30 protein-coding genes are annotated in these 25,306 nt (G+C 52.8%); 9 read left to right on the top strand and 21 right to left on the bottom strand.

The genetic code is table 11. The annotated features are described in order from the left end of the window. Window positions 1-160 precede the first annotated feature (160 nt). Window positions 161-436, top strand: a complete 276-nt coding sequence (locus DYA43_RS04435) for a hypothetical protein (RefSeq protein ID WP_020329945.1) — start codon at window positions 161-163, stop codon at window positions 434-436. A gap of 361 nt (window positions 437-797) precedes the next feature. Here the strand turns inward: DYA43_RS04435 and DYA43_RS04430 are convergent, their stop codons facing one another. The 16 genes from DYA43_RS04430 to flgB all read right to left on the bottom strand — a co-directional run bounded on the left by DYA43_RS04430 (window position 798) and on the right by flgB (window position 13,999). Further along, window positions 798-1,112, bottom strand: a complete 315-nt coding sequence (locus DYA43_RS04430) for a type II toxin-antitoxin system RelE/ParE family toxin (RefSeq protein ID WP_061056297.1) — start codon at window positions 1,110-1,112, stop codon at window positions 798-800. Next, the gene (locus DYA43_RS04425) at window positions 1,100-1,357 is read right to left on the bottom strand and encodes a type II toxin-antitoxin system Phd/YefM family antitoxin (protein ID WP_055466056.1); all 258 of its coding nucleotides are present in this window, start codon (window positions 1,355-1,357) and stop codon (window positions 1,100-1,102) included. The genes DYA43_RS04430 and DYA43_RS04425 overlap by 13 nt, the downstream gene beginning before the upstream one ends. A gap of 147 nt (window positions 1,358-1,504) precedes the next feature. After that, window positions 1,505-1,981, bottom strand: coding sequence for a hypothetical protein (locus DYA43_RS04420; RefSeq protein ID WP_061056296.1), 477 nt, complete (start codon window positions 1,979-1,981; stop codon window positions 1,505-1,507). Window positions 1,982-2,166: 185 nt separating this feature from the next. After that, on the bottom strand, window positions 2,167-3,288 hold the full coding sequence (locus DYA43_RS04410; RefSeq protein ID WP_061056295.1) for a hypothetical protein: 1,122 nt from the start codon (window positions 3,286-3,288) through the stop codon (window positions 2,167-2,169). Between the two features lie 766 nt (window positions 3,289-4,054). Further along, a complete protein-coding gene (locus DYA43_RS04405) occupies window positions 4,055-5,095 on the bottom strand; it encodes a hypothetical protein (RefSeq protein ID WP_061056294.1) in 1,041 nt (346 codons plus the stop codon). A gap of 11 nt (window positions 5,096-5,106) precedes the next feature. After that, the gene (gene flgL / locus DYA43_RS04400) at window positions 5,107-6,006 is read right to left on the bottom strand and encodes a flagellar hook-associated protein FlgL (RefSeq protein WP_004725079.1); all 900 of its coding nucleotides are present in this window, start codon (window positions 6,004-6,006) and stop codon (window positions 5,107-5,109) included. 9 nt (window positions 6,007-6,015) lie between these two features. Next, a complete protein-coding gene (gene flgK, locus DYA43_RS04395) occupies window positions 6,016-7,389 on the bottom strand; it encodes a flagellar hook-associated protein FlgK (protein WP_004725078.1) in 1,374 nt (457 codons plus the stop codon). 5 nt (window positions 7,390-7,394) lie between these two features. After that, window positions 7,395-7,907 carry a rod-binding protein gene (locus DYA43_RS04390; protein WP_020329937.1) on the bottom strand — a complete coding sequence of 171 codons (513 nt, stop codon included), beginning with the start codon at window positions 7,905-7,907 and terminating at the stop codon, window positions 7,395-7,397. Between the two features lie 9 nt (window positions 7,908-7,916). Next, a complete protein-coding gene (locus tag DYA43_RS04385) occupies window positions 7,917-9,038 on the bottom strand; it encodes a flagellar basal body P-ring protein FlgI (protein WP_061056293.1) in 1,122 nt (373 codons plus the stop codon). Next, entirely contained in the window at window positions 9,038-9,709 is a 672-nt protein-coding gene (flgH, locus tag DYA43_RS04380; protein ID WP_020329935.1) for a flagellar basal body L-ring protein FlgH, read from the bottom strand. The genes DYA43_RS04385 and flgH overlap by 1 nt, the downstream gene beginning before the upstream one ends. A gap of 29 nt (window positions 9,710-9,738) precedes the next feature. Continuing rightward, window positions 9,739-10,524, bottom strand: coding sequence for a flagellar basal-body rod protein FlgG (gene flgG, locus DYA43_RS04375; RefSeq protein ID WP_004725074.1), 786 nt, complete (start codon window positions 10,522-10,524; stop codon window positions 9,739-9,741). A gap of 27 nt (window positions 10,525-10,551) precedes the next feature. Beyond that, entirely contained in the window at window positions 10,552-11,283 is a 732-nt protein-coding gene (locus tag DYA43_RS04370; protein WP_061056292.1) for a flagellar basal body rod protein FlgF, read from the bottom strand. Window positions 11,284-11,294: 11 nt separating this feature from the next. Further along, complete coding sequence (flgE, locus tag DYA43_RS04365) at window positions 11,295-12,491, bottom strand: flagellar hook protein FlgE (protein WP_014204707.1); 1,197 nt, start codon at window positions 12,489-12,491, stop codon at window positions 11,295-11,297. A 28-nt stretch (window positions 12,492-12,519) separates the two neighbouring features. Continuing rightward, a complete protein-coding gene (flgD, locus tag DYA43_RS04360) occupies window positions 12,520-13,200 on the bottom strand; it encodes a flagellar hook assembly protein FlgD (protein WP_024373236.1) in 681 nt (226 codons plus the stop codon). After that, window positions 13,200-13,634 carry a flagellar basal body rod protein FlgC gene (gene flgC / locus DYA43_RS04355; RefSeq protein ID WP_004725070.1) on the bottom strand — a complete coding sequence of 145 codons (435 nt, stop codon included), beginning with the start codon at window positions 13,632-13,634 and terminating at the stop codon, window positions 13,200-13,202. The genes flgD and flgC overlap by 1 nt, the downstream gene beginning before the upstream one ends. A gap of 2 nt (window positions 13,635-13,636) precedes the next feature. After that, complete coding sequence (flgB, locus tag DYA43_RS04350) at window positions 13,637-13,999, bottom strand: flagellar basal body rod protein FlgB (protein WP_004725069.1); 363 nt, start codon at window positions 13,997-13,999, stop codon at window positions 13,637-13,639. 174 nt (window positions 14,000-14,173) lie between these two features. On the opposite strand from flgB, the gene flgA reads away from it, so the two are divergent. From flgA to DYA43_RS04325, 5 genes are all read left to right on the top strand, one after another. Continuing rightward, window positions 14,174-14,875, top strand: a complete 702-nt coding sequence (flgA, locus tag DYA43_RS04345; RefSeq protein WP_061056291.1) for a flagellar basal body P-ring formation chaperone FlgA — start codon at window positions 14,174-14,176, stop codon at window positions 14,873-14,875. A 184-nt stretch (window positions 14,876-15,059) separates the two neighbouring features. Continuing rightward, window positions 15,060-15,341 (top strand): flagellar biosynthesis anti-sigma factor FlgM, encoded by a 282-nt coding sequence (gene flgM / locus DYA43_RS04340; protein ID WP_020329928.1) that lies wholly within the window; start codon window positions 15,060-15,062, stop codon window positions 15,339-15,341. 22 nt (window positions 15,342-15,363) lie between these two features. Further along, the gene (flgN, locus tag DYA43_RS04335) at window positions 15,364-15,807 is read left to right on the top strand and encodes a flagellar export chaperone FlgN (RefSeq protein ID WP_004725066.1); all 444 of its coding nucleotides are present in this window, start codon (window positions 15,364-15,366) and stop codon (window positions 15,805-15,807) included. A gap of 68 nt (window positions 15,808-15,875) precedes the next feature. Next, complete coding sequence (locus DYA43_RS04330; protein ID WP_061056290.1) at window positions 15,876-16,520, top strand: lytic transglycosylase domain-containing protein; 645 nt, start codon at window positions 15,876-15,878, stop codon at window positions 16,518-16,520. 102 nt (window positions 16,521-16,622) lie between these two features. Continuing rightward, window positions 16,623-17,480: an AraC family transcriptional regulator gene (locus tag DYA43_RS04325; protein ID WP_044362028.1), complete on the top strand. Its 858-nt coding sequence runs from the start codon at window positions 16,623-16,625 to the stop codon at window positions 17,478-17,480. A 101-nt stretch (window positions 17,481-17,581) separates the two neighbouring features. Here DYA43_RS04325 and DYA43_RS04320 read toward each other — a convergent pair whose 3' ends face one another. Together DYA43_RS04320 and DYA43_RS04315 are read right to left on the bottom strand one after the other, a co-directional pair. After that, window positions 17,582-17,899 carry a DUF1244 domain-containing protein gene (locus tag DYA43_RS04320; RefSeq protein WP_020329925.1) on the bottom strand — a complete coding sequence of 106 codons (318 nt, stop codon included), beginning with the start codon at window positions 17,897-17,899 and terminating at the stop codon, window positions 17,582-17,584. A 143-nt stretch (window positions 17,900-18,042) separates the two neighbouring features. Continuing rightward, window positions 18,043-18,924 carry a Tim44 domain-containing protein gene (locus DYA43_RS04315; RefSeq protein ID WP_020432021.1) on the bottom strand — a complete coding sequence of 294 codons (882 nt, stop codon included), beginning with the start codon at window positions 18,922-18,924 and terminating at the stop codon, window positions 18,043-18,045. A 192-nt stretch (window positions 18,925-19,116) separates the two neighbouring features. On the opposite strand from DYA43_RS04315, the gene DYA43_RS04310 reads away from it, so the two are divergent. The 3 genes from DYA43_RS04310 to DYA43_RS04300 all read left to right on the top strand — a co-directional run bounded on the left by DYA43_RS04310 (window position 19,117) and on the right by DYA43_RS04300 (window position 22,654). Then, a complete protein-coding gene (locus tag DYA43_RS04310) occupies window positions 19,117-19,707 on the top strand; it encodes a TetR/AcrR family transcriptional regulator (protein WP_020329923.1) in 591 nt (196 codons plus the stop codon). Between the two features lie 16 nt (window positions 19,708-19,723). Beyond that, complete coding sequence (locus DYA43_RS04305) at window positions 19,724-21,595, top strand: MFS transporter (protein WP_061056289.1); 1,872 nt, start codon at window positions 19,724-19,726, stop codon at window positions 21,593-21,595. A gap of 135 nt (window positions 21,596-21,730) precedes the next feature. Then, entirely contained in the window at window positions 21,731-22,654 is a 924-nt protein-coding gene (locus DYA43_RS04300; RefSeq protein WP_024373243.1) for a YeiH family protein, read from the top strand. Here DYA43_RS04300 and DYA43_RS04295 read toward each other — a convergent pair. From DYA43_RS04295 to menC, 3 genes are all read right to left on the bottom strand, one after another. Next, window positions 22,614-22,793 (bottom strand): hypothetical protein, encoded by a 180-nt coding sequence (locus DYA43_RS04295; protein ID WP_020432018.1) that lies wholly within the window; start codon window positions 22,791-22,793, stop codon window positions 22,614-22,616. The genes DYA43_RS04300 and DYA43_RS04295 overlap by 41 nt on opposite strands. Before the next feature lie 73 nt (window positions 22,794-22,866). Beyond that, window positions 22,867-24,258 carry an o-succinylbenzoate--CoA ligase gene (menE, locus tag DYA43_RS04290; RefSeq protein ID WP_061056288.1) on the bottom strand — a complete coding sequence of 464 codons (1,392 nt, stop codon included), beginning with the start codon at window positions 24,256-24,258 and terminating at the stop codon, window positions 22,867-22,869. After that, window positions 24,255-25,250 carry an o-succinylbenzoate synthase gene (gene menC, locus DYA43_RS04285; RefSeq protein WP_061056287.1) on the bottom strand — a complete coding sequence of 332 codons (996 nt, stop codon included), beginning with the start codon at window positions 25,248-25,250 and terminating at the stop codon, window positions 24,255-24,257. The genes menE and menC overlap by 4 nt, the downstream gene beginning before the upstream one ends. Between the last annotated feature and the right edge of the window lie 56 nt (window positions 25,251-25,306).

Here is a 25,306-nt window from a genome sequence, read left to right as displayed (position 1 = left end):
GTTAACGCTTTCTGTGTAAAGGCTTAGAGTAAAGTTTATTTTGCTGTCAGTTGGTCAAACTTACTTTTCACCTCCTAAAATCAAAATGTGATCTCGATTAATAAACCACATAAAAAGTGGGAGTAATTTAACTTGGATTTACGTTTTTGGGGGAGTGACCATGACCGCATCGAAAATGTTTCTAAGAGATTTGCTTGGCCTGATTTTAATCGTTTCAACCGTATTGGCGCTGCTGAGCGTATTGCTGGATTTACTGGCCCTGTTGGCTTACGTCAATCACGAGACACAAGTCGCCACCCTGCTGTTCGATGAATCGTTCTACCTGCTGGTGTTTTTCATCCCGCCCTACTTTATCGCCAAATACATTAATCGTGCAGAGGTAGTGAAAGCAGTGGATGAGTATCAGTTGATGAAGAGCAAGAGTGATGTGATTTGAAGTATTGGTGTTGGTTAGAAAGGTATATTGGGTTCAACGAGCTAGGTTTCAATTGGCTTGAATGGTTTGCATTGAACTGTTTGACGCGTTTTAGCGTCATCGAATCACGCAGCTTGGTTTGTCACGCGCCAGTTACTCTTTGCTGGCACAAAGAGTAACCAGAAAATGCCTGTTGTTTCTTTGTCGTTGCCCGGGACGGTTTTAGGCGTTCCCGACGCCGAAAACCTAAAAATTCATCCATGAATTTTTCCCTAGTGAAAGGGGATGAAACCAAATATTCTCTCTTTCTCAAGGATTCAAAAACAAAGCTAATGACTTCCCAGTAAAAAATCACAACACGTGAGACCCCTTCGAAGTCCGCTCATTCCAAAGGCGATGACATGCCCAACAGGAACTTGCGCAAATCTCTCTCAGAACGCATCACAAACAGAATAAACACTTTAGCGCCGTCGAATTTATAGAAAATACGGCATGGGTTCACGACCAACTCACGATAACTGAGATGTACAAGTTCGGGCGGAATACGACCCGATTCGGGGAAATTTTCGAGGCGTTCAACTTTAGCGAAGATCGTTTGAACCAATTGCTTTGCAGCTGCGACATTTTCAAGTGCGATGTATTCAGCAATATCATTAAGGTCAGATAACGCAGGATCCGTCCAGATTATTTCAGCCATTTCGACATTTTGTCCTTGGCTTCCTCGTGGCTCACCACTTTACCGTCAGCGAATGCACGCTCACCCCGCGCAATGCCCTCCAGAATCGCCAAACGATTTTGCATAAACTCATAATCCTCAACATCAACTAGATACGCCGACGGTTTACCATGTTCAGTAATGAGTACAGGTTCTTTCGTGCTGCGGAGATCAGCAAGGATCTTCGTAGCTTGACGTTTGAGCGATGTCACGAGTTCTACTTTCATAAGAGCAGCTCCAAAGGAAAACTAAAAGTGATACTATTCTATCACTTTTAGTCTAGCAAGTTTCATGGCGGCTAGCGTCTTGCTAAGGTGCAAGGCAAGCAATACCAAAAACCACCGCATACCACCTTAAACGGATTGTTAACTCAACTACTCAACCCCAAATGGCTTAGTAGCAATTTTCATATAATTTATTGAATCAATGAACTGCTGTGCTTTTTCTAAACTTCTCGTATAAAAACGTTTAACAACACGTTGTTCATCGTTTTTTAGCTGAATGATAAACCAATCTCTTTTGCTATAGAGTTCAAGCGCTAATATCGAGTTGAAGTAATACCTTGAATTGATATCTGATAATTTTATGTTTGAAGATGAAATGAGTAGATTTGAGACCTCATTGTAGTTTCCAACTGCCACTACTTTTGCCTTTTGACCTTCTGACAATCCAATATAAGAACTGGTCACAATAAGACCTTCAGGTCTAAATTTTATAGGCTGTTCCATGATGACCTGTTCAATCACATTTACCGCTACATCTGTGTTTACCATATCGGTAGGAGAATAAGGTATTTGCTTGGCAGCACATCCTGTTAGCAGAATAACCAAAAATAAAAACCACTTTTTCATTTTAGAAACAACCTATTTTTGTAGCAATTTCTCGTCATTTTATATCGAATAATAATTAATGTCCGGTTAAGAAATGAGCAACGCAATACCGAGGCCGCCGCATACCACCTCAACCACCAAACTTAACACATAGTGAAAATGCCACGCGTTGCGAATCACTCTTGAACAGTTTGTTAGCTGCGGACTCAATCGAGTACTTCTAAGTTAGAGTAATGGGACACTTTAACAACAGAACCTAAAACTGAACTCAACGCTTTATTTTTTCTTGTTAGTTGGTTGAAATATTCACAAACTCTTTTGTCAACGGTAAATACACTTGTAAACAAAGCAAAAACACACATATGTTTGTCTTGCATATTACTGCCGTGTGCAAACTTTTCAAATTTCATTGCCGTTTCAAAATGGTCCCATATTTCCCATGTAATTTGAGACCTATAAGGTACCTGTTTTTCTAGATGCTCTGGTAAGCCAAGTGAGTTTAGAACCACTTTTAACTGCTGATTATATACCGCTAGACTCCCCAACTGACCAATCGTTGTATTTTTAGAGACTTGTTCAAGCTTCACTCCTGATGAAAGCACAAATGCCTCATATGCCGAAATATCATGACCAAACATACCTACAGAGCTTTGCAGTACATCCCTAGTAAAGTTGGCAGCTACTTCGCTAGGATTTGATAACTTTTGATCACCACTAGTCTGTAGATTTTTACAAAGGTTATTTTCAAAAGCTATAAGGCTTTCCATCAAGTCAGTTGGATTTCGCAACTGATAGTCAAACAAACTAGACAGCTTAATTTTATCAATTGCCTTATCACGAACATGACAAATTGACTCTATCTCCTTGTCTCGTTGACTATAAGGAATACCCGAGTCACGAATAGACATATACAGGCTTTGGAAAAACTCTACAAATTCACTTCCTTTTGAATAGTTAACCAACGATTCTTCAACCGTCTGAATGAGTAAATCTGTATTTTTACCTAGCCCATCTAGCGTCAATAAAACCTCTATTTTATGAATATCGAGAATAGAACCTAGTCCAGCATTAGGGTCATGGCTACTAAGCCATGCGACATAAGGAAATTGTTGAAACAAAGACCACCTATTTAGAACAGTGCCTGTATCCTCATGCTGGAGTATTTCTAAGATATGATGATAAGTCACGAATGGTATGTACCCATTCATGACTAAATGATCAACGGTCTTTTTTGCCTTACTACGTAGCACTTCATTGTCAGAGAAATAATCTTTTGCTATGTCTCCAAAAATTGAAGTATCAATAGAAATCAACTTTGATTTACTCATAAGCTCCTTTTTACACTTGAGCAGCTAACGCCGTTATTAAACAGACCGTACCTATATAACTCTCAAACAAAAACACAGAAACAGTCTATTTAACATCGAACAAACTGCGTACATCATCAATCACTAATACAAACCAGTCAAAACTCCAACCGCCAAAACGTGCCGAAGGTATCAAACACGTTGCAACACCAAAGAAACTACCGACTCGCCTATCAACAGGGAAAAATTCATGGATGAATTTTTAGGTTTTCGGCGTCGGGAACGCCCAAAACCGCCCCGGCCTACGACAACAAACCCAAGGCACTTTCTGGTTACTCTTTGTGCAAGCAAAGAGTGACTGGCGCGTGACAAACCAACCCGCATGGTTCGATGAACATCAAACGCTACAAACCTCAAATATCAAAACAACCATCCTGCACATACCGAAACTATCACCCATGCAGCACCAACAAAACGCCCCATCCCTCTCATCCATAGGGAAAAATTCATGGATGAATTTTTAGGTTTTCGGCGTCGGGAACGCCTAAAACCGTCCCGGCCTACGACCACAAACCCAAGGCACTTTCTGGTTACTCTTTGTGCCAGCAAAGAGTAACTGGCGCGTCACACCGCAAGCCTCCTATTTCCCTAAAACCAAAACGCGACAAACCACTCAATAAATTCCAAACCCCGACCAACCATCACCAACAAATCCCCTTTCCCCAAAAACAAAAAAGACCATCAAACGATGGCCTTCTCCCTTAAACATCCACAAAAAATCAGCAAATCACCGCAATAACGCCACCACCGTATGACGACGCACATTCGCCTGCGCGTTCAGCGCCTGATAAGTCGACGAAAACTGATCCGCCGCCGCATGAAACTGCGTCAGTTTCTCCGTGGTTTGCTCGCTCGACAGCAGACGCGTCTGGCTGCGCAGCGTCTGCATTTGGGTATTGAGTTCGCTGTGGTATTGGCGCGCCTGCTCCAGGCTGGTTTGCGCCTGTGCCAAATGCTGGTTGACCTTGGCAATGCCCTGCTTGATGCCATCACGCGAGCTTAAATCAAAACGCAGCTCGGCAATGCCGTCCGGTTCGGATTTGAGGTTGAGTGTGTTGGCTTGCCCGGCCGGGAAACGGTGGCCTTGCCCTGTCACCATCACCTTTTGCTTCATCTGTTTGTACGCCGACTCTTTGGCTTCAAACACAATGTTGCCATCTTGCGTCACGCTGGCGCGCATTCCGAGCGGGATCAGGCTGCGATCCAACATTTTGACCGTTTTACTGTCATCCGACTGACCATCGAACTGAATCATCACCGAATTGCCTTGCGGGAAATCGAGACGAATCTGCTCGGCTTTCTCTTTGAGGCGGTTGACGTTCAGCCCCGGGATCGAGAAACGGCGAATGTCGGCGCGGTCGAGTTTCAGATTCAGCTCGTTATCCACCACGCGTTGACCATCAAAACGCGCCTGATCCAACACCGCTTCAATGGTCATTTTGGAACGGGTTAATGTCTCTTTCAGGTTCGGCACATTGTCGGCGCCTTGCGTCATCGCCTGTGTCAGACCCCGTTTGATGGTGGTAAGTTCTTTGCCGACAAATTGCAGCGATTTAGAGGCGATTTGCACCGAAGTGGCTTGTTGTTGCCCTTGAGTCAGCAGGACGCCAGAAACAGAATAGGCTGACGTGGTGTCAGCCTGAAGCGCGCGGGTTTGTCTGGCCGGTAAACGGGCCGAATCGGAGGAGCGCGACGGCGTAATGCTGGCCTGCTCCTGTCCGGTCAATCGAATGCCGTGTGGACGAACTTCCACTGTGCTCATTGCCATACTGAAAATTCCTAAATTCGGTCAAACAGCGACAGGTCGTCGATTTTCACATAGCTCGCCTGCGTCGCTTGCAGCGCGGCCATGTAATTGCTTAAACGCACCGAGGCTTCGCCGTAATCCAGCGCCGACAGATCGCTGGTGACTTTGTCGACAAACAGTTTGTTGTCGCCGTGTGCGCTGTCGAGCAGGTCGAGGTTGTTGTGACGGCCACCGATTTCAGTCATCGCCGCCAACACGTTGTTGAGTGTGCTGTCGACGGCGGCTAACGTATTGTCAACTTCGGTACGAAAATTCGCGGTCGGTGCCTCAAACTCACTGATCAAAGCATCCAGCGTGTTGAGCACATTGCTGCCGCCGCCCAAATCAAGAATGTCCTGCGCGGTCATGTTCGATTCCATGGTCACGCCTTTGGCCACCGTCACCACGCGCTTGTCACTGTTACCTTGCAGCACATAGCTGCCGCCGGAGTTATCCAGTGCGGCGGTGCTGGTTGCGGTGCCGGAAAACAGAAAGTGGCCTTCTTCGTCCTGCGCATTGAATGATGACGCAATCGAATCGCGCAGGCTTTTCAGCTCCGTCACGATGCCTTCGCGATCGTCAGTGGTCATGGTGCCGTTGGCGCCCCACAACACCCGTTCACGAATGCTTTTCAGGCTTTCGTTGACGGAATCTAAATACACTTCCTGACTCGACAATGTGGTTTTCACGTTGGCGATGTTGGCTTGATACTGCTCAATCGCGCTGCCTTCACGGTCAAGGTTCAGCAGTTTGATCGACGCCATCGGATCGTCCGAAAGCTTGGTCAGGCGATCGCCCGTCGACATTTGCTGCATCACTTTGCCAAGGCCGGCGTTGTTGAGCTGCAAGCTTTGCAGCATCATCTGGCTAAATTGGGTATCGCTGATTCTCATGGCCTTTCCTTAGAATAATTGCAGTACGGAATCGAACAGCTGATTCGCGGTGCTGATCACTTTCATGTTGGCGTTGTGTGCGTTGGCAAACGTCATCAGGTTGGCCGCTTCTTCATCGCTGTTGACCGCGCTGATGTTGTCGCGTGCGGCGACCGCTTGCTCGTTCATGCTGTTTTTGGCCTGATAATCAGAATCGGCCTGACGCGCTTTGATGGCCACTTCACCGACCATGCCGGTAAACGCATCGTTGAGCGACAGCGACCCAAAACCGCTGATTGAGAACGCCTGATTACTGATGGCGATCAGCGCCGTCAGGTTGTCGCTGTTACCCGGATTGCCGTCGCCCGACAGTGCCAGTTCGTTCGGCGTGATGTCAGTGATGGTCAGGCTCGATGACGGGTTGGCCGGATCGTAGCTAAACAGCGCCTTACCCGGCAGGCCATTGAGATCCAGACCCAGCGCCAGTTCGGTATTGAACGAATCGGCCATGGATTGCGCCATGTCGTTGAGCGCCGTCATGTACGGCTTGAGCACGTCGGTTTGATATTCGTTAATCGCGCCCAGCTCACCACCGAGATCGCCCGGAATGGCGAAGCTCTGCTTGCCAAATTCGACTTGCATGGTCGCGAGATAGGCATCGCTCGGATCGGGAATCGCTTTCAGCGTGCCGTGTTCACTGCCCATCACCAGCGGCTGGCCGGATGTCAGGGTCACTTGCATGCTGCCGTCGGCTTGATCAGTGGTTTTCACTTCGACGATCTTCGCCAGTTCGCCCACCAGCGCGTCACGGGTATCCATCAGTTGCGCCGGGTTACCGCCGGTGCCTTTCAGCTCGACGATCTGTTTGTTCACTTCGGCGATGTTGGCCATCACGCTGTTGGCCTGCGCGACGGCGGCCGTGCGCTGATCGTTCATGTCTTTGTGTTGGTTGTACATCGACTCGGTCAGCGTGTTGAAACGGCGCGACAGCGCTTCCGCTTCATTGATGATTTGTTGGCGCAGCGGCACCGATTCCGGTTTGGACGTTGCATCGTGCAGCGCCGCAAACAGGTTATCCAGCCCGGCAGAGAGGCTAAAGCCGTCGGCGCCGAGCGTGTTTTCCAGATAACTCATGCTGCTGGTGTAACGCGACGCGTAAGACGCCACGCTGCCGGTCGACCAGGTTTGCTTCACCAGAAACTGATCGGTGACTCGGCGAATACTGGTCACTTCTACCCCCATGCCTGCACTCAGATTGTCGTATTTCGCACCACCGACTGAGGCCATCAGCGCCTGTTGGCGGCTGTATCCCGGCGTATTGATGTTGGCGACGTTCTGCGCCGTCACATCGAGTGCGACACGGTTGGCGTTGAGTCCGCTTAAGGCAATGTTGACGAGGTTCATGTCCGTTATCGCTCCAAAGGTCTAATCAGTGGCTGACTAAAAGCATTCGTCACCGCCACTTTGGTGGTTTCCTGAGAAAGAGAGGCGACCGCATTGGCGGCATTGTTAACTGCATTGGAGGCGGCGCTGCGATTGTGTGATGCCCGTTCCGCCGCCGCGGCCAGTTCAACCACATTGGAGCCCGCACCATCGACCACCGGACTGAGCTGTTTGACCAGCATATCGGCAATGCCGGAGCGCTGCTTTTTCGCCATCTCAATCGCTAACTGGCCGTCGTACATGTCGCGGAACACGCCCTGCTGCTTGCTGTTAAACGGGCTGTCTTCATCGGCCATCACATCGCTGGAACTACGCATCTGACGCAGCACCAGTTGGAGAAACATCGCCTCGAACTGACCCGCCACGGTTTCCAGCGCGGCGTGTTTGTCGGCGGCGTTCTTGATGTTCGCCAGCGCGTTGTTGTCGTGATACAGCACTGAATTTACTGAACTGCTGTCGCTTCCCGTATCAATCTTCATCTCAGCTCCTTAGATGACCACTAACTCTGCGTTGAGCGCCCCTGCTTCATGCAAGGCTTGTAAAATCGACATCAAATCGGTCGGTGTTGCCCCGAGGCTGTTGACCGCATTCACGATGGTGTTGAGTTCCGTGCCTTCCGGCCAGATCACCATCTGCGCGTTGTCTTCGTTGATGTCGATTTGGGATTGATCGACCACTTGGGTATCACCGCTGGCGAACGCGTTCGGCTGGCTGACCTGTTGCGATTCGGTGATACTCACCGTCAGGTTGCCGTGACTGACCGCCGCCTGGCCGACTTTGACGTTCTTGCCAATCACCACCGTACCGGTGCGCGAGTTGAACACGATGCGGGCTGGCTTGCGGCTTTCCATCACGCTCATCTCTTCCAGCATCGACATCATGGTTACGCGTTGCTGAGTATCTTTCGGCGCGCGCATTTCGACGCGGCCTTTGTTGATGGCAACCGCCACTTCCGGGCCAAAGGTGTCGTTGATTTCGCGCGCGATGTTTTTCGCGGTGGTAAAGCTTGGCTCGCGCAGGTTGAGCGTCACGGTGTCGCGATCGTTAAAGTCGGTCGGGATTTCACGCTCCAGCGTCGCACCATTCGGAATGCGGCCGGATGTCGGTGTATTGACCGCAATTTTTGAGCCGCTGCGACCTTCGGCCGACACGCCGCCGACCACCACATTACCCTGCGCCACGGCGTACACTTCCCCGTCGATGCCGCGCAGTGGCGTCAGCAGCAGTGTGCCGCCGCGCAGGCTTTTGGCGTCACCGATTGAGGAGACCACGATGTTGAGCGTCTGACCCGGACCGGCCATCGGATCGACGGTCGCGGTCACGCTGACCGAGGCCACGTTACGCAGTTTCGGGTCGGTGGATTCATCAATCTGCACCCCGAACTGGCGCAGCATGTTGGTGATGGATTGCGCGGTGAATTTGACCTGATTGCGATCGCCCTGACCGTCGAGGCCCACCACCAAACCGTAACCTACCAGTTGGTTTTCACGAATCCCCTGCACATCGACCAAATCCATGATCGGAATTTCCACTTCCGCCTTGGCGGTGGTTGCAAGCCCCAGCGTCAGCGCCAGCAAAACCGTGGTGAAGAAGGTGTTGCGTTGTTTCATCAAAATGGCATCCATGGACTGTTGAAGAATTGAGTGAGCCAGCCGGACGCATTGCTGTCTGCCAGTGCACCGCGGCCTGAATAGGTAATGCGCGCATCGCCGATGCGCTGCGAAGAGACCTGATTGTTGCGGCTGATATCGTCCACCCGCACAATGCCGGTCAGGCGGATGAACTCATCGCCCTGATTGAGGCGAATCCATTTTTCGCCGCGAATACGAATCACGCCGTTGGGCAGCACTTCGCTGACCGTCACGGTGATCGCCCCCTCCAGCTTGTTGCCTTGTGAGCTGGACGCGCTGCCGTCAAAGCTGCGGTCGCCGTCAATCGAGGCCGCCAGTTTGTCAAAGGTTTTCCCGCCGACCACCGGCGCGCTCAGGCCGACACTGGACGTTTTGCCGTATTGGGTATCGGCGCTTTTCTTCGACTGGGTTTCTTCCGCTAACAGCACCGTCAGAACATCGCCCACGCGGTAAGCGCGGCGATCCTGAAACAGGGTCATCGCGTATTGATGGCGATAAAGGCTGCCCGACTGGGCGGCAGGCAGAGAGTAGTCCAGCGTTGGCGGGCCGTATTTTTCTTCGTCCGGAGACGGCGGCGTGAATTCGTCCCGTCCGGCACATCCAGCCAGAATCAGCACGCTCAGAAGCCCGACTTTGCTCAACTTTGCCATCACTCTTTCCTTCATCGCTTGATTCATCCTTACACCGACTGCGCTACAAACTTGAGCATGTCATCGGCGGCCGAGACCACTTTGGCGTTCATTTCGTAGGCGCGCTGCGTGGTGATCATGTCGACCATCTCTTCCACCACCTGCACGTTGGAGCCTTCCAGCACACCTTGTTTAATGCTGCCGACGCCATCTTCACCGGCAATCAGCTCATCGGCTGCGCCACTGGCTTCGGTTTCACGGAACAAGTTACCGCCCAGCGCTTCCAGACCGGCCGGGTTGATGAACTTCGCCAGCGTGATCTGACCGAGTTCCTGCGGTGTGGAGTCAGCGGCCGTGGTGATCGTCACTGTGCCATCAACGCCGACTGACAGCGAAATCGCATCGTCCGGCACCTGAATCTGCGGTTGCAGCGGCAGGCCCTGGCTGTTCACCATCAAGCCTTCCGAGTTGACGTGGAACTGGCCGTTGCGGCTGTACATGATTTGGCCGTCTGAGTTTTCAATCTGGAAAAAGCCTTGCCCCATCACCGCCAGATCCAAGTCCTGACCGGTATTTTGCGTGTTGCCCTGAGTGAACACTTTCTGGGTGCCGACCACGCGCACACCGCTCCCCAACTGAACACCGGTTGGCAGCTCGTTGACCTGATCGACCTGCGCGCCCGGCTGACGCTGAATGCTGTAGAACAGGTCTTCAAACACCACGCGGTCACGCTTAAAGCCGACCGTGTTGACGTTCGCCAGGTTGTTGGAAATGGCGGTCATTTTTGTGTCTTGTGCCGCCATCCCGGTTTTGCTTACCCATAATGCTGAATGCATCGGAGTCTCTCCTTATTGGTCGAGCGCTTAACGCGCGCTCATTAATTTGTTTCCGGCTTGCGCCAACGTTTCTGCGGTTTTCATCATGCGGATCTGCATTTCAAAGTTGCGCGTCAGTGACATCACATTCAGCAGTTCATCAATCGCGGAAACGTTACTGCCTTCAATGTGTTCCGGTGCCAGTTGCACGCTGTTGTCCGCCGCGAGCGGCACGCCATCCACCGTATGCAGCAGGCTGTCGCTCTCTTTTTGCAGCTGGTTGTCGTTGGCTTTCACCAGCTTGAGCGTACCGACTTCAATTTCCGCGCCGCCGCCCGGCGGAATGACCGAAATGCGGCCGCGTTCACTCACTTCCACTTTCTGAAAATCCGGCAGAACCAACGCGCCGTTCTCGCCCATGACCGCAAAACCGTTGATGCTCAGCGCGCCGTTCACATCCACCGCGATGTTGCCCGCGCGGGTGTAGGCTTCGCCGCCTTCCGGGGTTTGCACCGTCAGGTAACCATCGCCCATCACGGCCACATCGAGCGGACGTCCGGTTTTCACCACATCGCCGGTGTCGAAACGGGTTGCGGCCGAGTTGGTGACCACCATGGTGCGGCCATCGAACCCCGAACCTTGCAGCGGCACGCTGCGCACACGTTCCATATCCGCACGAAAACCCGCAGTATCGGCGTTCGATAAGTTGTTCGAACGCACGTGCTGCGCTTTGAGAACCCGGCTCGCGCCGGAGGTGGCGGTAAACAGCAAACTATCCATCGTCGGCTCCGTTAGATCGCGTTAAACAGCGCTTGAGTCAGCTTGTCTTCGGTCGAGATGGTTTTGGCGTTGGCCTGATAGTTACGCTGCGCGGTCATCAGGCTCACCAGTTCGCTGGTCAGGTCAACGTTCGATCCTTCCAGTGCGCCCGGCGTCAAATCGCCCAGTGTGCCGGTACCCGGTACGCCGACCGTCGGCGAACCAGAGCTGAAGCTTTGTGTCCACGCGGTGCCGCTCACTTTGGCAAGACCTTGTGGGTTGGCGAAGTTCGCCAGCACCACCTGACCTTGCAGCTGTGATTCACCGTTGGTGTAGGTGGCGTAAACCATGCCGTTGCCTTCCACTCGTACGCCTGCCAGCTCACCGGAGGTGTAACCGTTCGGGTTGTTGGTGCTGACGCCAAAGTCGGCACCAAACTGGGTGCTGCCGGTCAGGCTGACATCAATGCTCATCGCATTGGCGCCTGCGGCCGGAAACGCGACGTTAAAACTGCCGGTGGGTGAGCTCAGTGTGCCGTCGGTATTGAACGTCACTGGCACCGTTGCGCTTGCCGTCGCCGCGCCGTCCACCTGCACGTTTACTTCCCAGGTGTTGTCCGCAGTTTTGGTGAAGTACTGCGTTACTGTGTGGCTGTTACCCAGCGAATCGTACGCTTTGGAGGTGTAAGAGGAGTTGAATGAATTCGGATCGGCCGGATCAAACGGGTACACCGTCTGGTCAATCGCGTCCGCGCTGGCGTTAAAGTTGGCAACAAACTCCAGCGAGTCGGTCGCTTTGGCGGACAGCGATGAAGTGCTGATCTTGATGTCGCCCACCGAACCGCTCAACAGATTGTTGTTGCCATCCACGCTGTAACCTTGCAGCTTGGCGCCGGTGTTGCCGACCACGTAGTTGTCTTTATCCGTGCCAAACACGCCCGAACGGGTATACAGCGTTTGGCCCATGCTGTCTTTGGTGACGAAAAAGCCGCTGCCGTTGATCGCCAAATCCATGGCACGGCCTGTACCGGTTACGGAGCCATTCTTATCAAAGTTCTGCGAAATCGACGCCACTTCCACGCCGCCCGGCTGCATGCCGTTGTACACCGCAGAGAATTCGGTACGCGCGCCTTTAAAACCGTAAGTCGATGCGTTGGCAATGTTATGGCTGATGGTGTTCAGTTCGGTGTTGGTTGCATCCAAGCCGCTGAGAGCAATATTAAAACTCATAAATTAACCTCTGTTTCCTTGTTTGGGTTTAGGCGCCAAATTGGGTGATTTGATAGAAAGGCACGCTGCCGACACCGGCAATGTTCACCATGGCCGAACCGCCAGTGCTTGGAATGCGCACTTGTTCAACCGTGCCGGCCAGCAATACATTCGGTGACGACTGACCGTCCTGCACTTCGACGCTGACGGTGTAGTTGCCGGGTTTCAGGCCCAGCGCTTCTGGATCGATGGTGAAATCGACATCGCCCGCCGGATGCGCGCCCAGTGGCAGCTTGGTGGTTTGGCCGAACTCATCCGCAATGACCAGATTGACCTGACTGGACGCATAATCGAGTTCCACTTTTCCGCTTTGCGGCGCGTCGGTGAGTTCAAATTCGTTCCCGGAGACGTAAACCGTTTGACCGACCAGACCCGCGGTCGACAGCACTTGCATGTTGTCGAGCAGCACCATGCTGTTTTGCATCAGGCTCGACATGTTCTCCATGCTCTGCACCTGAGAAAATTGCGCGAGCTGGCCCACGTATTCGGTGCCATCCAGCGGGTTCAGCGGATCCTGGTTTTGAATCTGCGCCACCATCAACGAAATGAATTCGTTTTGCAGCGAGGTCGAATCGTTGGCATCTAAACCATTGCTGCTGATGCCCGTGTTGGTGGTGGTTGCGCTGCCGGACGTATCACCCGACAAGGCGGTGTATTGTGCAATGCTCATCAGCTACCCTGCCCCAGTTTGAGCAGCCCTTGCTGCATGCTTTTCACGTTGCTCAGCACTTCAACGTTGGTTTCAAAACTGCGCGTCGCGGACATCATGTCGGCCATTTCCGCCACCACGTCGATATCCGGGTAGTACACGTAGCCATCGCCATCGGCCAGCGGGTTGTGCGGCTCAAAACGCTTTTCCGCCTGACCCGCGCTCTGCACCACGTCGACGATGCGCACTTCCGCACTCGGATACACGTTATCGCCGGTTGCCAGTTGGCTTTTGTTGTACACCGTGGCGAAGACCGGTTTCAGCGCGCGGTAGGCGTCGTCCGGATTAGCCGACACAGCATCGGCGTTCGCCAGGTTACTCGCGACCGTGTTCAGACGAACGGTCTGCGCGGTCATCGCCGAACCGGCAATCGAATAAATATCAGTAAAAGGCATGATTAACGTCCCTCAATCGCTTTCGCTAAGCCGTTGAATTTCATATTGAGAAATGTCAGGCTGGTTTGAAAATCCATGTTGTTCTGCGTGAACTTGGCTTGCTCGACACCCAGCTCAACGGTGTTGCCGTTTTTGCTGTTCTGGTAAGGAATCGAATATTGAGATTCCACCTGCCATTCCGGTATGCCCGGATTGACGCCGCGGTTACCGGCCGTACTCATGACGGTTTTAAATGTCAGGTCTTTGGCCAGATATCCCGGGGTGTCAACATTTGCTAGGTTGCTCGCGAGGACTTTGGTACGCTGAACGCGAAAATTCAGTGCCTCCGGGTGAACGCCTAACGCGGTTTCAAATGAAATGGCCATGTCTGTTCCTTACAAGTCGGCTCAAGGTGCGTTTAGACGAAACAAGATGCATGCCATAAAATTATTTAATTAAAAACAATGACTTATAAATCAGAAAGGAAACACAACTTCCGCCCATCGGAAGCGCGATTACGTCAAGGGGAAACGATTTTTTCCTCTGCGCGGAGGAACGTGGTGCTGATGCTGGCGCTGCTGTTGGCACTGCCAGTCGCGGCGCAGGAACATCGCTCAGAAATGCAGATTCGGCACGCAGTGCAAGCTTCGCTCGACGAGGAAATCGCTCAGCTTGCGGCGCAGCGCGAATGGCCGCCGTACCAAGCGCAGTGGCAACTCTGGATTCCGGGCGCTGCCAGTCACCTGCCTGAATGTCAGGCGCCGCTGCTCGTCACCGGACGCGATAACCAACTGCTGCCCGTCGGTCATCTCAAACGCATGGTGCGTTGCGAGGAAGGCGATACCGCATGGCGCATTAACGTCACCATCAAAGCGTCGCTCACCCTGCCAGTGGTCGTCACGCAAACGGCGCTGGCACGCGGCGGGCGCTTAGAACCTTCCATGCTGGCACTGGAAGACCGCACCCTCACCCGTCAGGATGATTTTTTCACCCGTATCGATGAAGCGAGTGGATTGGAAGTCAACCGCCGCCTGCGCGCCGGACAAATTCTCGATCCGACGTTGGTCAGCAAGCCACCGTTGGTCATCAAGGGCAATCAGGTGGTGATCATCGCCGCGAAAGACGGGGTGAATGCCAGCACCAAAGGCGTCGCTTTGGAAGATGGCGGGCGCGGGGATCAAATCGAAGTGCAAAACAGCGCCTCGCAAAGCGTGGTGCACGCCGTGGTGACCGGGCTGAATCAGGTGCACACTCAGTTCTGATTCAGGCTGCAAATTTTGACTGAAGGTAACACTTTTTCATTGTGGCGCTCGAAATCCGCCCCGGATTTCGAGTACAAACTTTCAGTCATTCATTTTTTTGCACAAATTCGCTTTGTGCATTTAACTCTGCCCTGCTCTTGGTCGCCTGTTATCAGTGACGACGAAGATTGAGGACATCAAGCTTATGAAAATTGATAAGGTCTCGGGCGGCCACGTCCCACACACCACATTCCAGCAAGCGAGCAAAAAAACCGTTGCGCCAAGCCAAGCCACGTCTGTGAGCGAGCCCGCGCTGAATGCCAATACCGTGGCACTGGAAAAAGCACAGGCCGAACTGGCGGCACTGCCGGATGTCGATATGGCAAAAGTGGAACAAGTGCGCTCTGCACTGGCGCGCGGCGAGTTAAGCCTCGACAGTAAAGCGCTGTCTCAGGCGCTGATGCAATTCCACACCGGACACGAATAAACCGGCACGCAAGGAGCAGATCATGGCCTCAAACCGCGGACAGCTGATGCAAAGTTTTATGTTCACCATTAGTGAAGACCTGAAGCTTTATCGCCAGTTGCATACGCTGCTGACCGAGCAAAAAGCGCTGTATCTGCAATTTAACGGCGATGCGCTGGGCAAAAACATTCGCCAGCAAGTACCGGTGCTGAACCAACTGCACCGCAATGCGTCGCACCGAACGCAATGCTTACAACGCTTAGCGCTGCCCAACAGCGACAAAGGCGTGTTACGCCTGTTCAGTGCACTGCCCGCCAGCTTACGAACACGAATTGAAAAACAATGGCAGGTGCTGAATGTATTGATTCAGCAATGTCAGCGCCTCAATCAGGATAACGGTCTGAGCTCCGCCACGTTCCATGAACTGCTGAGCGAGCTGACCCAACCGTCACCGACCTACGAAGAACGCATCGCCGACGCGATATGAAATTACGCTCCCTGTTACGCCATCAATCCCACTCCAAGTTGTACCGGCTGACAGGGAGCTTCCTTATATTGCTGTTTAGCACCCACACTACCGCGCTCTCGTTGGATGACGCGATTGCCTCGCAGCGCGCCCTGCTGTCGCCCTATCAGCATCAGATTGAGTCGCGTCTGGAGACCTATCAGCCGCTGCTGGCGCATATTTTCAATCAGTTAGACCATAAAAAACTGCCACAGCAACTGGCGCTACTGCCGATGCTGGAATCGTCGTTTGACCCGAATGCGATTTCTCACGCCGGCGCGCGCGGATTGTGGCAATTGATGCCGGCCACCGCCCAGCGTTACGGTTTGCAAACCGCCCCGAACGATCAGCGTTTGGATGTGTTCGCCAGCACCGATGCGGCGCTGAACTATCTGGCGTTTTTGCATCGCAAATTCGGCGGCGACCTAGCGTTAACCCTGGCAGCCTACAATGCCGGCGAAGGGCGGGTCGCGCGCGCCATTCAACGCGCAGGCAGTCGTGAGTTTCATCGTCTGTCGCTGCCCCAGGAAACCCGCCAGTATGTGCATCGCTTTTACGCGCTCACCCAGTTGATTGATGTCACGGCGCTCAACCACTCCTCCTTCCAACCACTGATGCTGTTTAGCCGCCAACCGGCCATCACCCGTCAGGCACTGATCAATTTGCAACCGCTGCCGCCACTGGTTAAGTTGTAAGGCTTCAAGCAAGCTTGGCGCAAAGTGCGCAATTTCGGTCAGGATCTTCACAGCCCTGAATGCGACCATGGCTTTGTTTTCTCAAACAGGATTAGAAATGTGATGACCCATTCGCTGCATTCGCGCATACAAGGCGTGTGTGACTACATCGATCGCCATCTGGATGACGAGTTGTCGCTTGAGCAACTGAGCGCGCTGGCGCACTGTTCCAAGTACCACTTTCACCGCATGTTCAAAGCGCAGATCGGCGTCGGCACCGCCAAGTATCTCACCTTGGCGCGACTCAAGCGGGCGTCTTACCGACTGGCGTTTGAACCCGGCATCAGCGTACTGAATATCGCGCTAGAAGCTCAGTTCGACAGCCCTGAAGCGTTCGCCCGAGCCTTTGCACGCACGTTTGGTCAGTCTCCGTCCGGTTTTAGAAATCAGCCCGAGTGGCAGCAATGGCACTCGCAATTTCAATTTGAAATCCCCGCAAAAGGAGTCAACCTTGTGGACGTGAACATTATTCATTTTGCCGAAACCCGCATCGCCTACATCGAACATTGTGGTGCCCCCGAGCAGGTGCTCGATACCGCCGCGCAGTTTATTGCCTGGCGACGCGCCAGTGGTGAATCGCCGGTGACCACCAGCGCCACATACGGCATTCCCTACAGTGATCCCAACGAAACCGAGCCAGCGCTGTTTCGCTTTGATATCGCAGGCAGCGTCAGCCAGCCCGTCAAAGACAATGACTACGGCGTGAAAAATGGCGCTATTCCGGCCGGACGCTGCGCAGTGCTGCGCCATCACGGCAGCCATGATGCGATCAGTCAGAGTGTGTACGCGCTGTATCGCGACTGGTTACCGCAAAGCGGTGAAGAGCTACGTGATTACCCATGCTTCTTCCACTATCTGAATCTGATCCACGAAGTGGATGAGTGTGACTTGCAAACCGACATCTATCTGCCGTTGAAATAACTTAGTTGAAGCGGCTGACATTGAAGTAACTGATATTGAAACGAATTGTCAGTTGCTGCTGGATAGAAAAGAAAAAGCCGCCAGAAATGGCGGCTTTCGAATTACTTCTTCTGACGCGCTTCAAACGCAGCCAGTTGCTCGGGTGTCGCTTTCGGCTGATGGTTGGTTTTCCACTCATCGTACGTCATGCCGTACACACGCTCGCGTGCATCGTCGATGTTCAGCTCCAGCCCCATCTCTTTCGCTTCCGACTCATACCATTTGCAGAAACAGTTACGGCAGAAGCCCGCCAGTATCATCAGGTCGATGTTCTGCACATCTTTGTTGTCATCCAGATGCGCCAGCAGACGACGAAATACCGCCGCATCGATTTTGTCCTGTTCTTCCTGAGTCAGATTTTTGTATTTGAATTCGGCCACGTGACTTTCCTTTCGTTCTTGCCCGGAAGCCCTGAATCAGCGCTGCCGGAGGATTAATATGTCGTTGAGTGCCTCTGTTATATCACGCAGATAGCAAAACGCCCAAGACAGGCTTGGGCGTTTTTGTTCAAGTGAGTGGCCATTTAGCCTTGGATACCGACGATCAACCACGGTGCATTTGGTGTGGTCAGGTCGCGTTCCAGATGCCAGATATCTTCGATGTTCTCTTCGATACCTTCGCCTGCATCACGGTAACGACCGCTGAATTGCAGGCTCAGCTGAGCTTTGCTTGCGTCGTAGTCGGCACGCACAATCTCTGCATCGACGTACATCACGTCTGTTTGCGGATCGGTGTCGATCTTCGCGCGCTCGGCTTGCAGATCTTCAAACAAACTTGGTGACACATACTCTTCAATGGTCTCCAGTTGGTTGTGGTTCCACGCACCTTGCAGAATACGGTAGTGCTCACGCGCACCGTTGACAAACGCCACGCGGTCGAAACCGGCTGGGTAGTTGTGCGGAATGTCGCTCTGCATCTGACTGCCGAAACCGCCGCTGTTTTGTGGCTGTTCGAAGTTATGCACGTTCGGCTGCTCAAACGCGTTGCGGTTCATACCGCCAAACGCAGGCTGCTGCTGTTGATGCTGATTCATGCTGCCCTGCTTGGCGCCAAGCAGGCCGCGCATCAGTTTGAAGATCACAAACGCAATCAAACCGATGATCAGAATATCCATGAACTGGATGCCTTCAAAGGCACCGCCGAAGAAGGCTGCCAACAGGCCACCCGCCAGCAGACCGCCAAGCAGGCCGCCCATCAATCCTTTTTTGGTCGAGCTTTGCGCTGTTTTCGAAGTGTCTTGTTGTTTCAGTGTATTGGTGTTTTGGTTTTGCTGTGTTGGTGCTGGCGCTGTTTTGTAGCTTTTACCAAACGACTTACCACCACCAAATTTTTTGGCAGCGTCCGCCATCGGGGTAAACGCAACAGAAACCATGACCAGAGCAACAAGAGAAAACAGACGTTTCATACTTATCCTTAGCTACTTTACTTATTTGGGCCACACGGCCTACTTTAATACGGGGTCATCATAGCGGCTTCAATTTGACAATCAAACACTTTGCATTTGTCGACATGTATCAGAATATTGCAGGGTTCTGAGTTGACGCTCAATAGCCGGATAACTAGAATATCGAACATCGTTCATTAAGCATAGATCATCATGGCAAGACGAAACGACCATACCCGCGAAGAATTGGTCTCTTTAACGCTGAAAACCGTGAAGGAATTCCTGGGTAGCCATTCCTACCACGAACTGAGTCTGCGTAAGATCGCAACCATGATTGGTTATGTTCCTAGCACTCTGGTCAACGTATTCGGCAATTACAATTTGTTACTACTTCATGTGGTCGCACAAACGCTCGACGAGCTTTCCAGCGAAGCCAAAGCGGTCGTCAGCCAGTGTAAAGATCCGGAGCAAGCGTTGTATCAGCTTGCCTACTGCTACCACGATTTCGCTCAGAAGAACCCATACCGTTGGCAACTGATTTTCGAACACAACATGAACGGTGAAGTGCTGCCGGAATGGCAGGCCGAGCGTATCGACACGATGACCAGCATGCTGGAAGGATTGTTGAAAGTGATTGCGCCGCAACGTTCCGACAGTGAAATCCTGCGTACCAGCCGCGTGTTGTGGTCAGGCGTACACGGCATTACTCTGCTGAGTGTGGACGACAAGTTCTTTGCCGCCGAACCGATTGATGGCAAAGCGCTGATTGAGGACCTACTCTCTAACTATCTGGCCAACTGGTAATTATTAAGGAAAGGCGATGCCGCAGTCTCAGACGTCGTTGTTAACTCAGCGCCGTTTTCTTCCCTATTTCATCACGCAGTTCTTCGGCGCCTTTAACGACAATATCTTCAAAAATGTATTGCTGCTGCTGGTCGCCTTTGCTGGCAGCGGCGCGCTGCCGGTATCAAGCGATCTGTTCATTAACCTGGCGGCGGGCCTGTTCATTCTTCCGTTTTTCCTGTTTTCCGCTTCCGCTGGTGTTCTGGCCGACAAATACGAAAAGTCGTGGTTTATTCGCCGCGTCAAGCTGCTCGAAATCGCCATTATGTGTATTGGCGCCATCGGTTTTATTACCGAAAGTTACAGCGTGTTACTGCTGATCCTGTTTTTGATGGGTACCCAATCGGCATTTTTCGGCCCGGTGAAATACGCCCTGCTGCCACAGCAACTCAAATCCAATGAATTGGTTCCCGGCAACGCGCTGGTGGAAACCGGTACGTTTCTGGCAATTTTGCTTGGCACGTTAGGCGCGGGCGTGATTGCCTCTGCTGACAACGCCCGCCACATCGCTGCTGCCGCAGTGATTATTTTTGCCCTGTGCGGTTACTGGGCAAGCCGTTCGATTCCTGAAGCACCAGCCAGCGCACCGAATCTGATCTTTCGCTGGCGTCCGGTCAGCCAAACTCGTCACACGCTGGCGATTGCGCGCAGCGACCGCATCATTTTTCAATCGATGATGGCGATCAGTTGGTTCTGGTTCCTTGGCGCGGCGTACCTGACACAGTTTCCCAACTTCACCAAAGTCTTTCTTAACGGCACCGAAAGTTCGGTCTCGTTCCTGCTGGCGCTGTTTTCCATCGGGATTGCGATCGGTTCGCTTGCGTGTGACAAGCTCTCCAATCACCGCATCGATGTCGGAATTGTGCCAATCGGCAGTTTTGGTATCAGCCTGTTTGGTTACCTGATGGCAACCAGCATTCCTGACAATTTGCCGATTTTCAGTCAGTTCTCAGAGTTTGTGGCTTACCAGCCGTTGTGGCCGTTGTTTGCTTATCTGCTGCTACTCGGCGCTTCAGGCGGTGTGTTCATCGTGCCGTTGTATGCGTTGATGCAGCAACGCGCAAAAGTTACCGAACGCGCGCAGGTGATTGCCGCGCTGAACATCTACAATTCGCTGTTTATGGTGTGCAGCGCGATTTTGGGCATCATCTGCCTGACGCTGCTCGAGCTCACCATTCCTCAGTTGTTTGCGTTGCTCTCGGTCATGAACCTGTTGTTGGCGGCATATCTGTTCTTGCAGGTACCTATTTTTGTGGTGCGTTTTGTGGTGTGGGCCCTGACTCATACGCTCTATCGCGTACGACATAAAAACCTCAACAAGCTGCCAGAACATGGCGGTGCGCTGATAGTGTGCAACCACGTCAGTTATATGGACGCCCTGCTGCTGAGCGGTGCTTGCCCGCGCTTGATTCGCTTTGTGATGGAAGAAGATTACGCCAACCTGCCAGTCTTGCGCCGTTTCCTGAAACGCGCCGGAGTGATCCCCATTTCCGCCAGCAACCGTACTTCGATTCGCCGTGCGTTTGCGGAGGTTGAGCAAGCGCTGCAGGAAGGTCATTTGGTGTGCATTTTCCCGGAAGGCCGCCTGACCGCCGACGGTGAAATGAATGAATTTATGCGCGGGATCGATATCATTCTGCGCCGCAGTCCGGTGCCGGTGATCCCGATGGCGATTAAAGGCTTGTGGGGCAGTTTCTTCAGCCGCTACAACGGCCGAGCCTGTAAAGGCTTGCCACGCCGCTTCTGGTCTCAGATTGAGATAGAAGCCGGTGAAGCGGTCGCCGCTCGCGAAGCCAACACCGAACTAATGTTTGAGAAAGTCGCAGCGCTGCGCGGTGACTGGAAGTAGCCATCATTTAAACAGCTTGAACAAGCGTTCAGTTTTCCTGAACGCTTGTTCAAAACATTAAGACTTTCTGACCTCACACCTTAGGCTACAATGACTGTCCCCGACTCCGAATAACGATCAAACCGCCACAACATCATGAATTTTCAAGCCAAACACATTCCGTTTGCTCTGGCTCTCGGTGCTTGCCTGACGCCTTTTATTTCTTCACCGACCGCACTGGTACTGGGCTTTTTCCTCGCCACATTAGGTTGGGTGCCAACGCAGTTACCGATTGGCAAAATCACCAAGAAGTTGTTGGCGTATTCCATTGTCGGTTTAGGTTTTGGCATTCCGCTACAGGAAGCGCTGGCAGTAACGGGCCAGGGTATCGGCTTGATTCTGGCAACCATCACCGGCACTTTGATTTTCGGCACGTTGATCGCTAAAGCGATGGGTCTCAACCGCACCGCCGGGCACCTGATTGCATCCGGCACTGCAATTTGCGGCGGTAGCGCCATCGCTGCGGTTGCTCCGGCCATCAATGCCGATGACGATCAGACCGCGTTGGCTCTTGGTACGGTGTTTGTGCTCAATTCGGTGGCGCTGTTTCTGTTTCCGCTGATCGGCCATGCGCTCAATCTGGATCAACATACCTTCGGTACCTGGGCAGCGATTGCGATCCACGATACCTCATCGGTGGTGGGTGCGGCTTCGGCTTACGGTGAGGAAGCGCTGAAAACCGCAACCACGCTCAAACTGGCGCGTGCATTATGGATAGTGCCGGTGGCGCTGGTCAGTGCATGGATGTTTCGCAGCCACTCCAAGAAAATCACGATTCCCTACTTCATTGTGTTTTATTGTGCCGCAATTGGTTTTAGCGATGCGCTGCCACAGTTTGATACGCTGTATCAGTTGATCTTCAGCGTCGCCAAGCAGGCATTGGTGGTGTGTCTGTTTCTGATTGGTTGCAGCATTTCGGTGGCGCGTCTGAAAGCGTCCGGTCCAAAGCCGCTGCTGTTTGGGGTGGTATTGTGGGTACTTATATCGACGACGTCTCTGAGTTGGTTGCTGACCCGCTAGGCTGTTTAGCATTCCAGGCAAACGCGATAACCAGCAGAAACGCACTCAGCTCAGCAACATTACGCGGCCAACCTGTCAGCGTCAGCGCAAGCAGAAGTTGCAGCACAATCGTGGCAATAAGCAGTCCTTTCTTCATCATCGATAGTCCTAAGCGGTTTAAATCTTAGGACTATTATGCCAAGCAGTTATAAGAAGCAAAATTCTGTTTTGGACTAACTCATAACCCGAAAGCGTGTTTGATGGTTCGCCAGCCACTGTTTGAGAGCCTGGCGCGACACTTTAATACCGCTTTCCGTCAGCGCATCGGGCATATCAAAATACGCCACCGGCCACTTAAACTTCTCCAGTTGCCCTTCGCACCATTCATTGCCTAGCTCATCGCTAAACGGCGCGCTGCTTTGCACCACTGCCACCGGACGAGCGCCAAACTCATCATCTTCGACCGGCACGACCATCGCCAGCTGAACATGCGGATGACGATTGAGCACACTCTCAATCTCTTCACAGTGAATGTTCTCGCCACCGGAGATAAACAGGTTATCGGCACGGCCAATGATCACCAATTGGTCCTGGTCAAAGTAACCGAGATCTTTACTGTCAAACCAGCCTTGAGCGTCAATAAACGGATGTAAGAGACCCTGACGATAGTAACCGCTGGCAAGGGTATCGCCGCCAATGTAAATGCGCTGGTCTTCAACACGTACCGCGCGATGCGCGAGAACGTGCCCGGCGCCCGCTTGACCATCGACCTGTTTGGCGGTCACCGTTGATGCCGCCTCGGTCATGCCATAGCCGAGCCAGGTTTCAATGCCGAGTGCGGCGGCTTGCTGCGCGAGCGTCAGGGGGATATGGCTACCACCGAGCAACACGTGTGTCAGCGTCAGCCTCTGCCCGCTATCGAGTAATCGTTTCAGTTGAGTGGGCACCAGCGACGCGTGCGTGACACCTTCAATATCCTGCGCCAATTGGCCACCACCAATTTTGAGGCACGCCCCCGCAGCCAGCCAGCGATAAATAATCGCCAGCCCCGAGACATGATAGAGCGGCAAGGCGAGCAGCCAGGTGTCATCGGATTGAAATTTAAATTCGGTCAGTAGCCCCTGTGCGGAAGCTAAATGCTGCGCATGAGTATGCGCGACCGCTTTGGGTATGCCGGTGGAACCGGAGGTAAAAATCAGCGTCGCGAGATTATCCCTGTGGTAGGCACTCTCGGCATGGGTTGACGGGCTGGAAGGCAGTGACAACGCATTCACCTCACCCAACTCATCCAACGTCAGCCCCGCGCTTGGCGCGAGCCAAACATTGGCACGTTGCTCATCACGATACAGCGCCGACAATTTACTGCGCAGCTGCGCCGCCGGTTGTGGCATGGTCAGCGCGCACACCACGCCAAGCTGCATTGCACCCAGCAGCCAAAACAGGGTTTGCGGATGATTTTTTCCCACCAGCGTCAGCACATCGGAGTGCTTAAGACCACTCTCGACAATCGCATTGGCGTATTGCTGCACATGGTGGTTGAGTTCACGCCAAGTGAGCGTGCCCTCTTCAAGACAAAGCGCCACCCGCTCTGGGTGGCGCTGCTGCCAGTGTTGCCACGGGGTCATGCTGACTCCGATTGCCACAGCAGGCTGTGTTCGCTCAAGGTTTGCAGCGGCAATTCACACTGCGGCCACGGCGTTTCCAGCTGCGCTTTAAACAAACCGATGGTATCCAGACCCGGAATCTCATTCGGCAGTTGCCAGTGTGAGAAACGCGCCAGTTGAGTCAGACCGAGGCTCGATTCAATACTAGAGCTGATGATCGCTTGCAGGCCAAGCGCTTTGGCTTTCTCAATCAATTTCAGACAGCGCGACACTGAGCCTATCAGGGTCGGCTTGATGACGATGGTTTTCACCCCAATCAAATCTTCCAAACGGAACTCTTGGCTGCGCACCGCATGTTGCAGGGTTTCATCCCACGCAATGGCAATGCCGGTATCAATCGCAAACGCCAGACTGTCACTCGGTGACTGACACGGCTCTTCCAGAAACGCGATTCGGCCGCGCAGTGACGGCGCGATATATTGCGCGAACTTAGCGGCTTTCTCTTTGCTCCAGGCGCGATTGGCATCGAGACGCAGGTAAAGATCCGGCATCGATTCTAAGAACAGATTGACCAGCATGCCGTCACGAATCGGCTCATACAGGCCGACTTTGACTTTCGCCACTTTCTGTCCCGGCATCGCGTTAAGTTGCGGGATCAGTTCATCCGGGTCGCCGGTACACAGCGGAGCAGCCTGATACTGGCCCTGCTCCGGCAATTCACCCGCCAGCTCCAATTCCGCCATCGATACGCCAAAAGCCACCGATGGGAACAGCGCATCGTAGCCCAATGCCTGACCTTGAACCCACAGCTCAAGCTGCTCTTTCGCCAGCGCCCCCGCTTCATCGAGCGATTCGAGACTAAAACCTTTTAGCGGCGCGACTTCACCACGCCCAATATTGCCATTTTCCTGAAGTTCAACGATAAAGCCTTCACGTTCCGTCATCTTCTCATCACGAAGAATGACGCCGCTATCCATTGGCAAGCGGTAGCGATACAGTTTTGCACTGCGCATATCTAACTTAACTCTGCTTGTTACTGAAATGCCCTTCCGGTCAAAGTCACCACATT

The organism is Vibrio fluvialis, assembly GCF_900460245.1.
Lineage (GTDB): Bacteria > Pseudomonadota > Gammaproteobacteria > Enterobacterales > Vibrionaceae > Vibrio > Vibrio fluvialis.
Note: the sequence above shows the minus strand (reverse complement) of the source record. Positions and strands in the feature narration are given on the sequence as shown.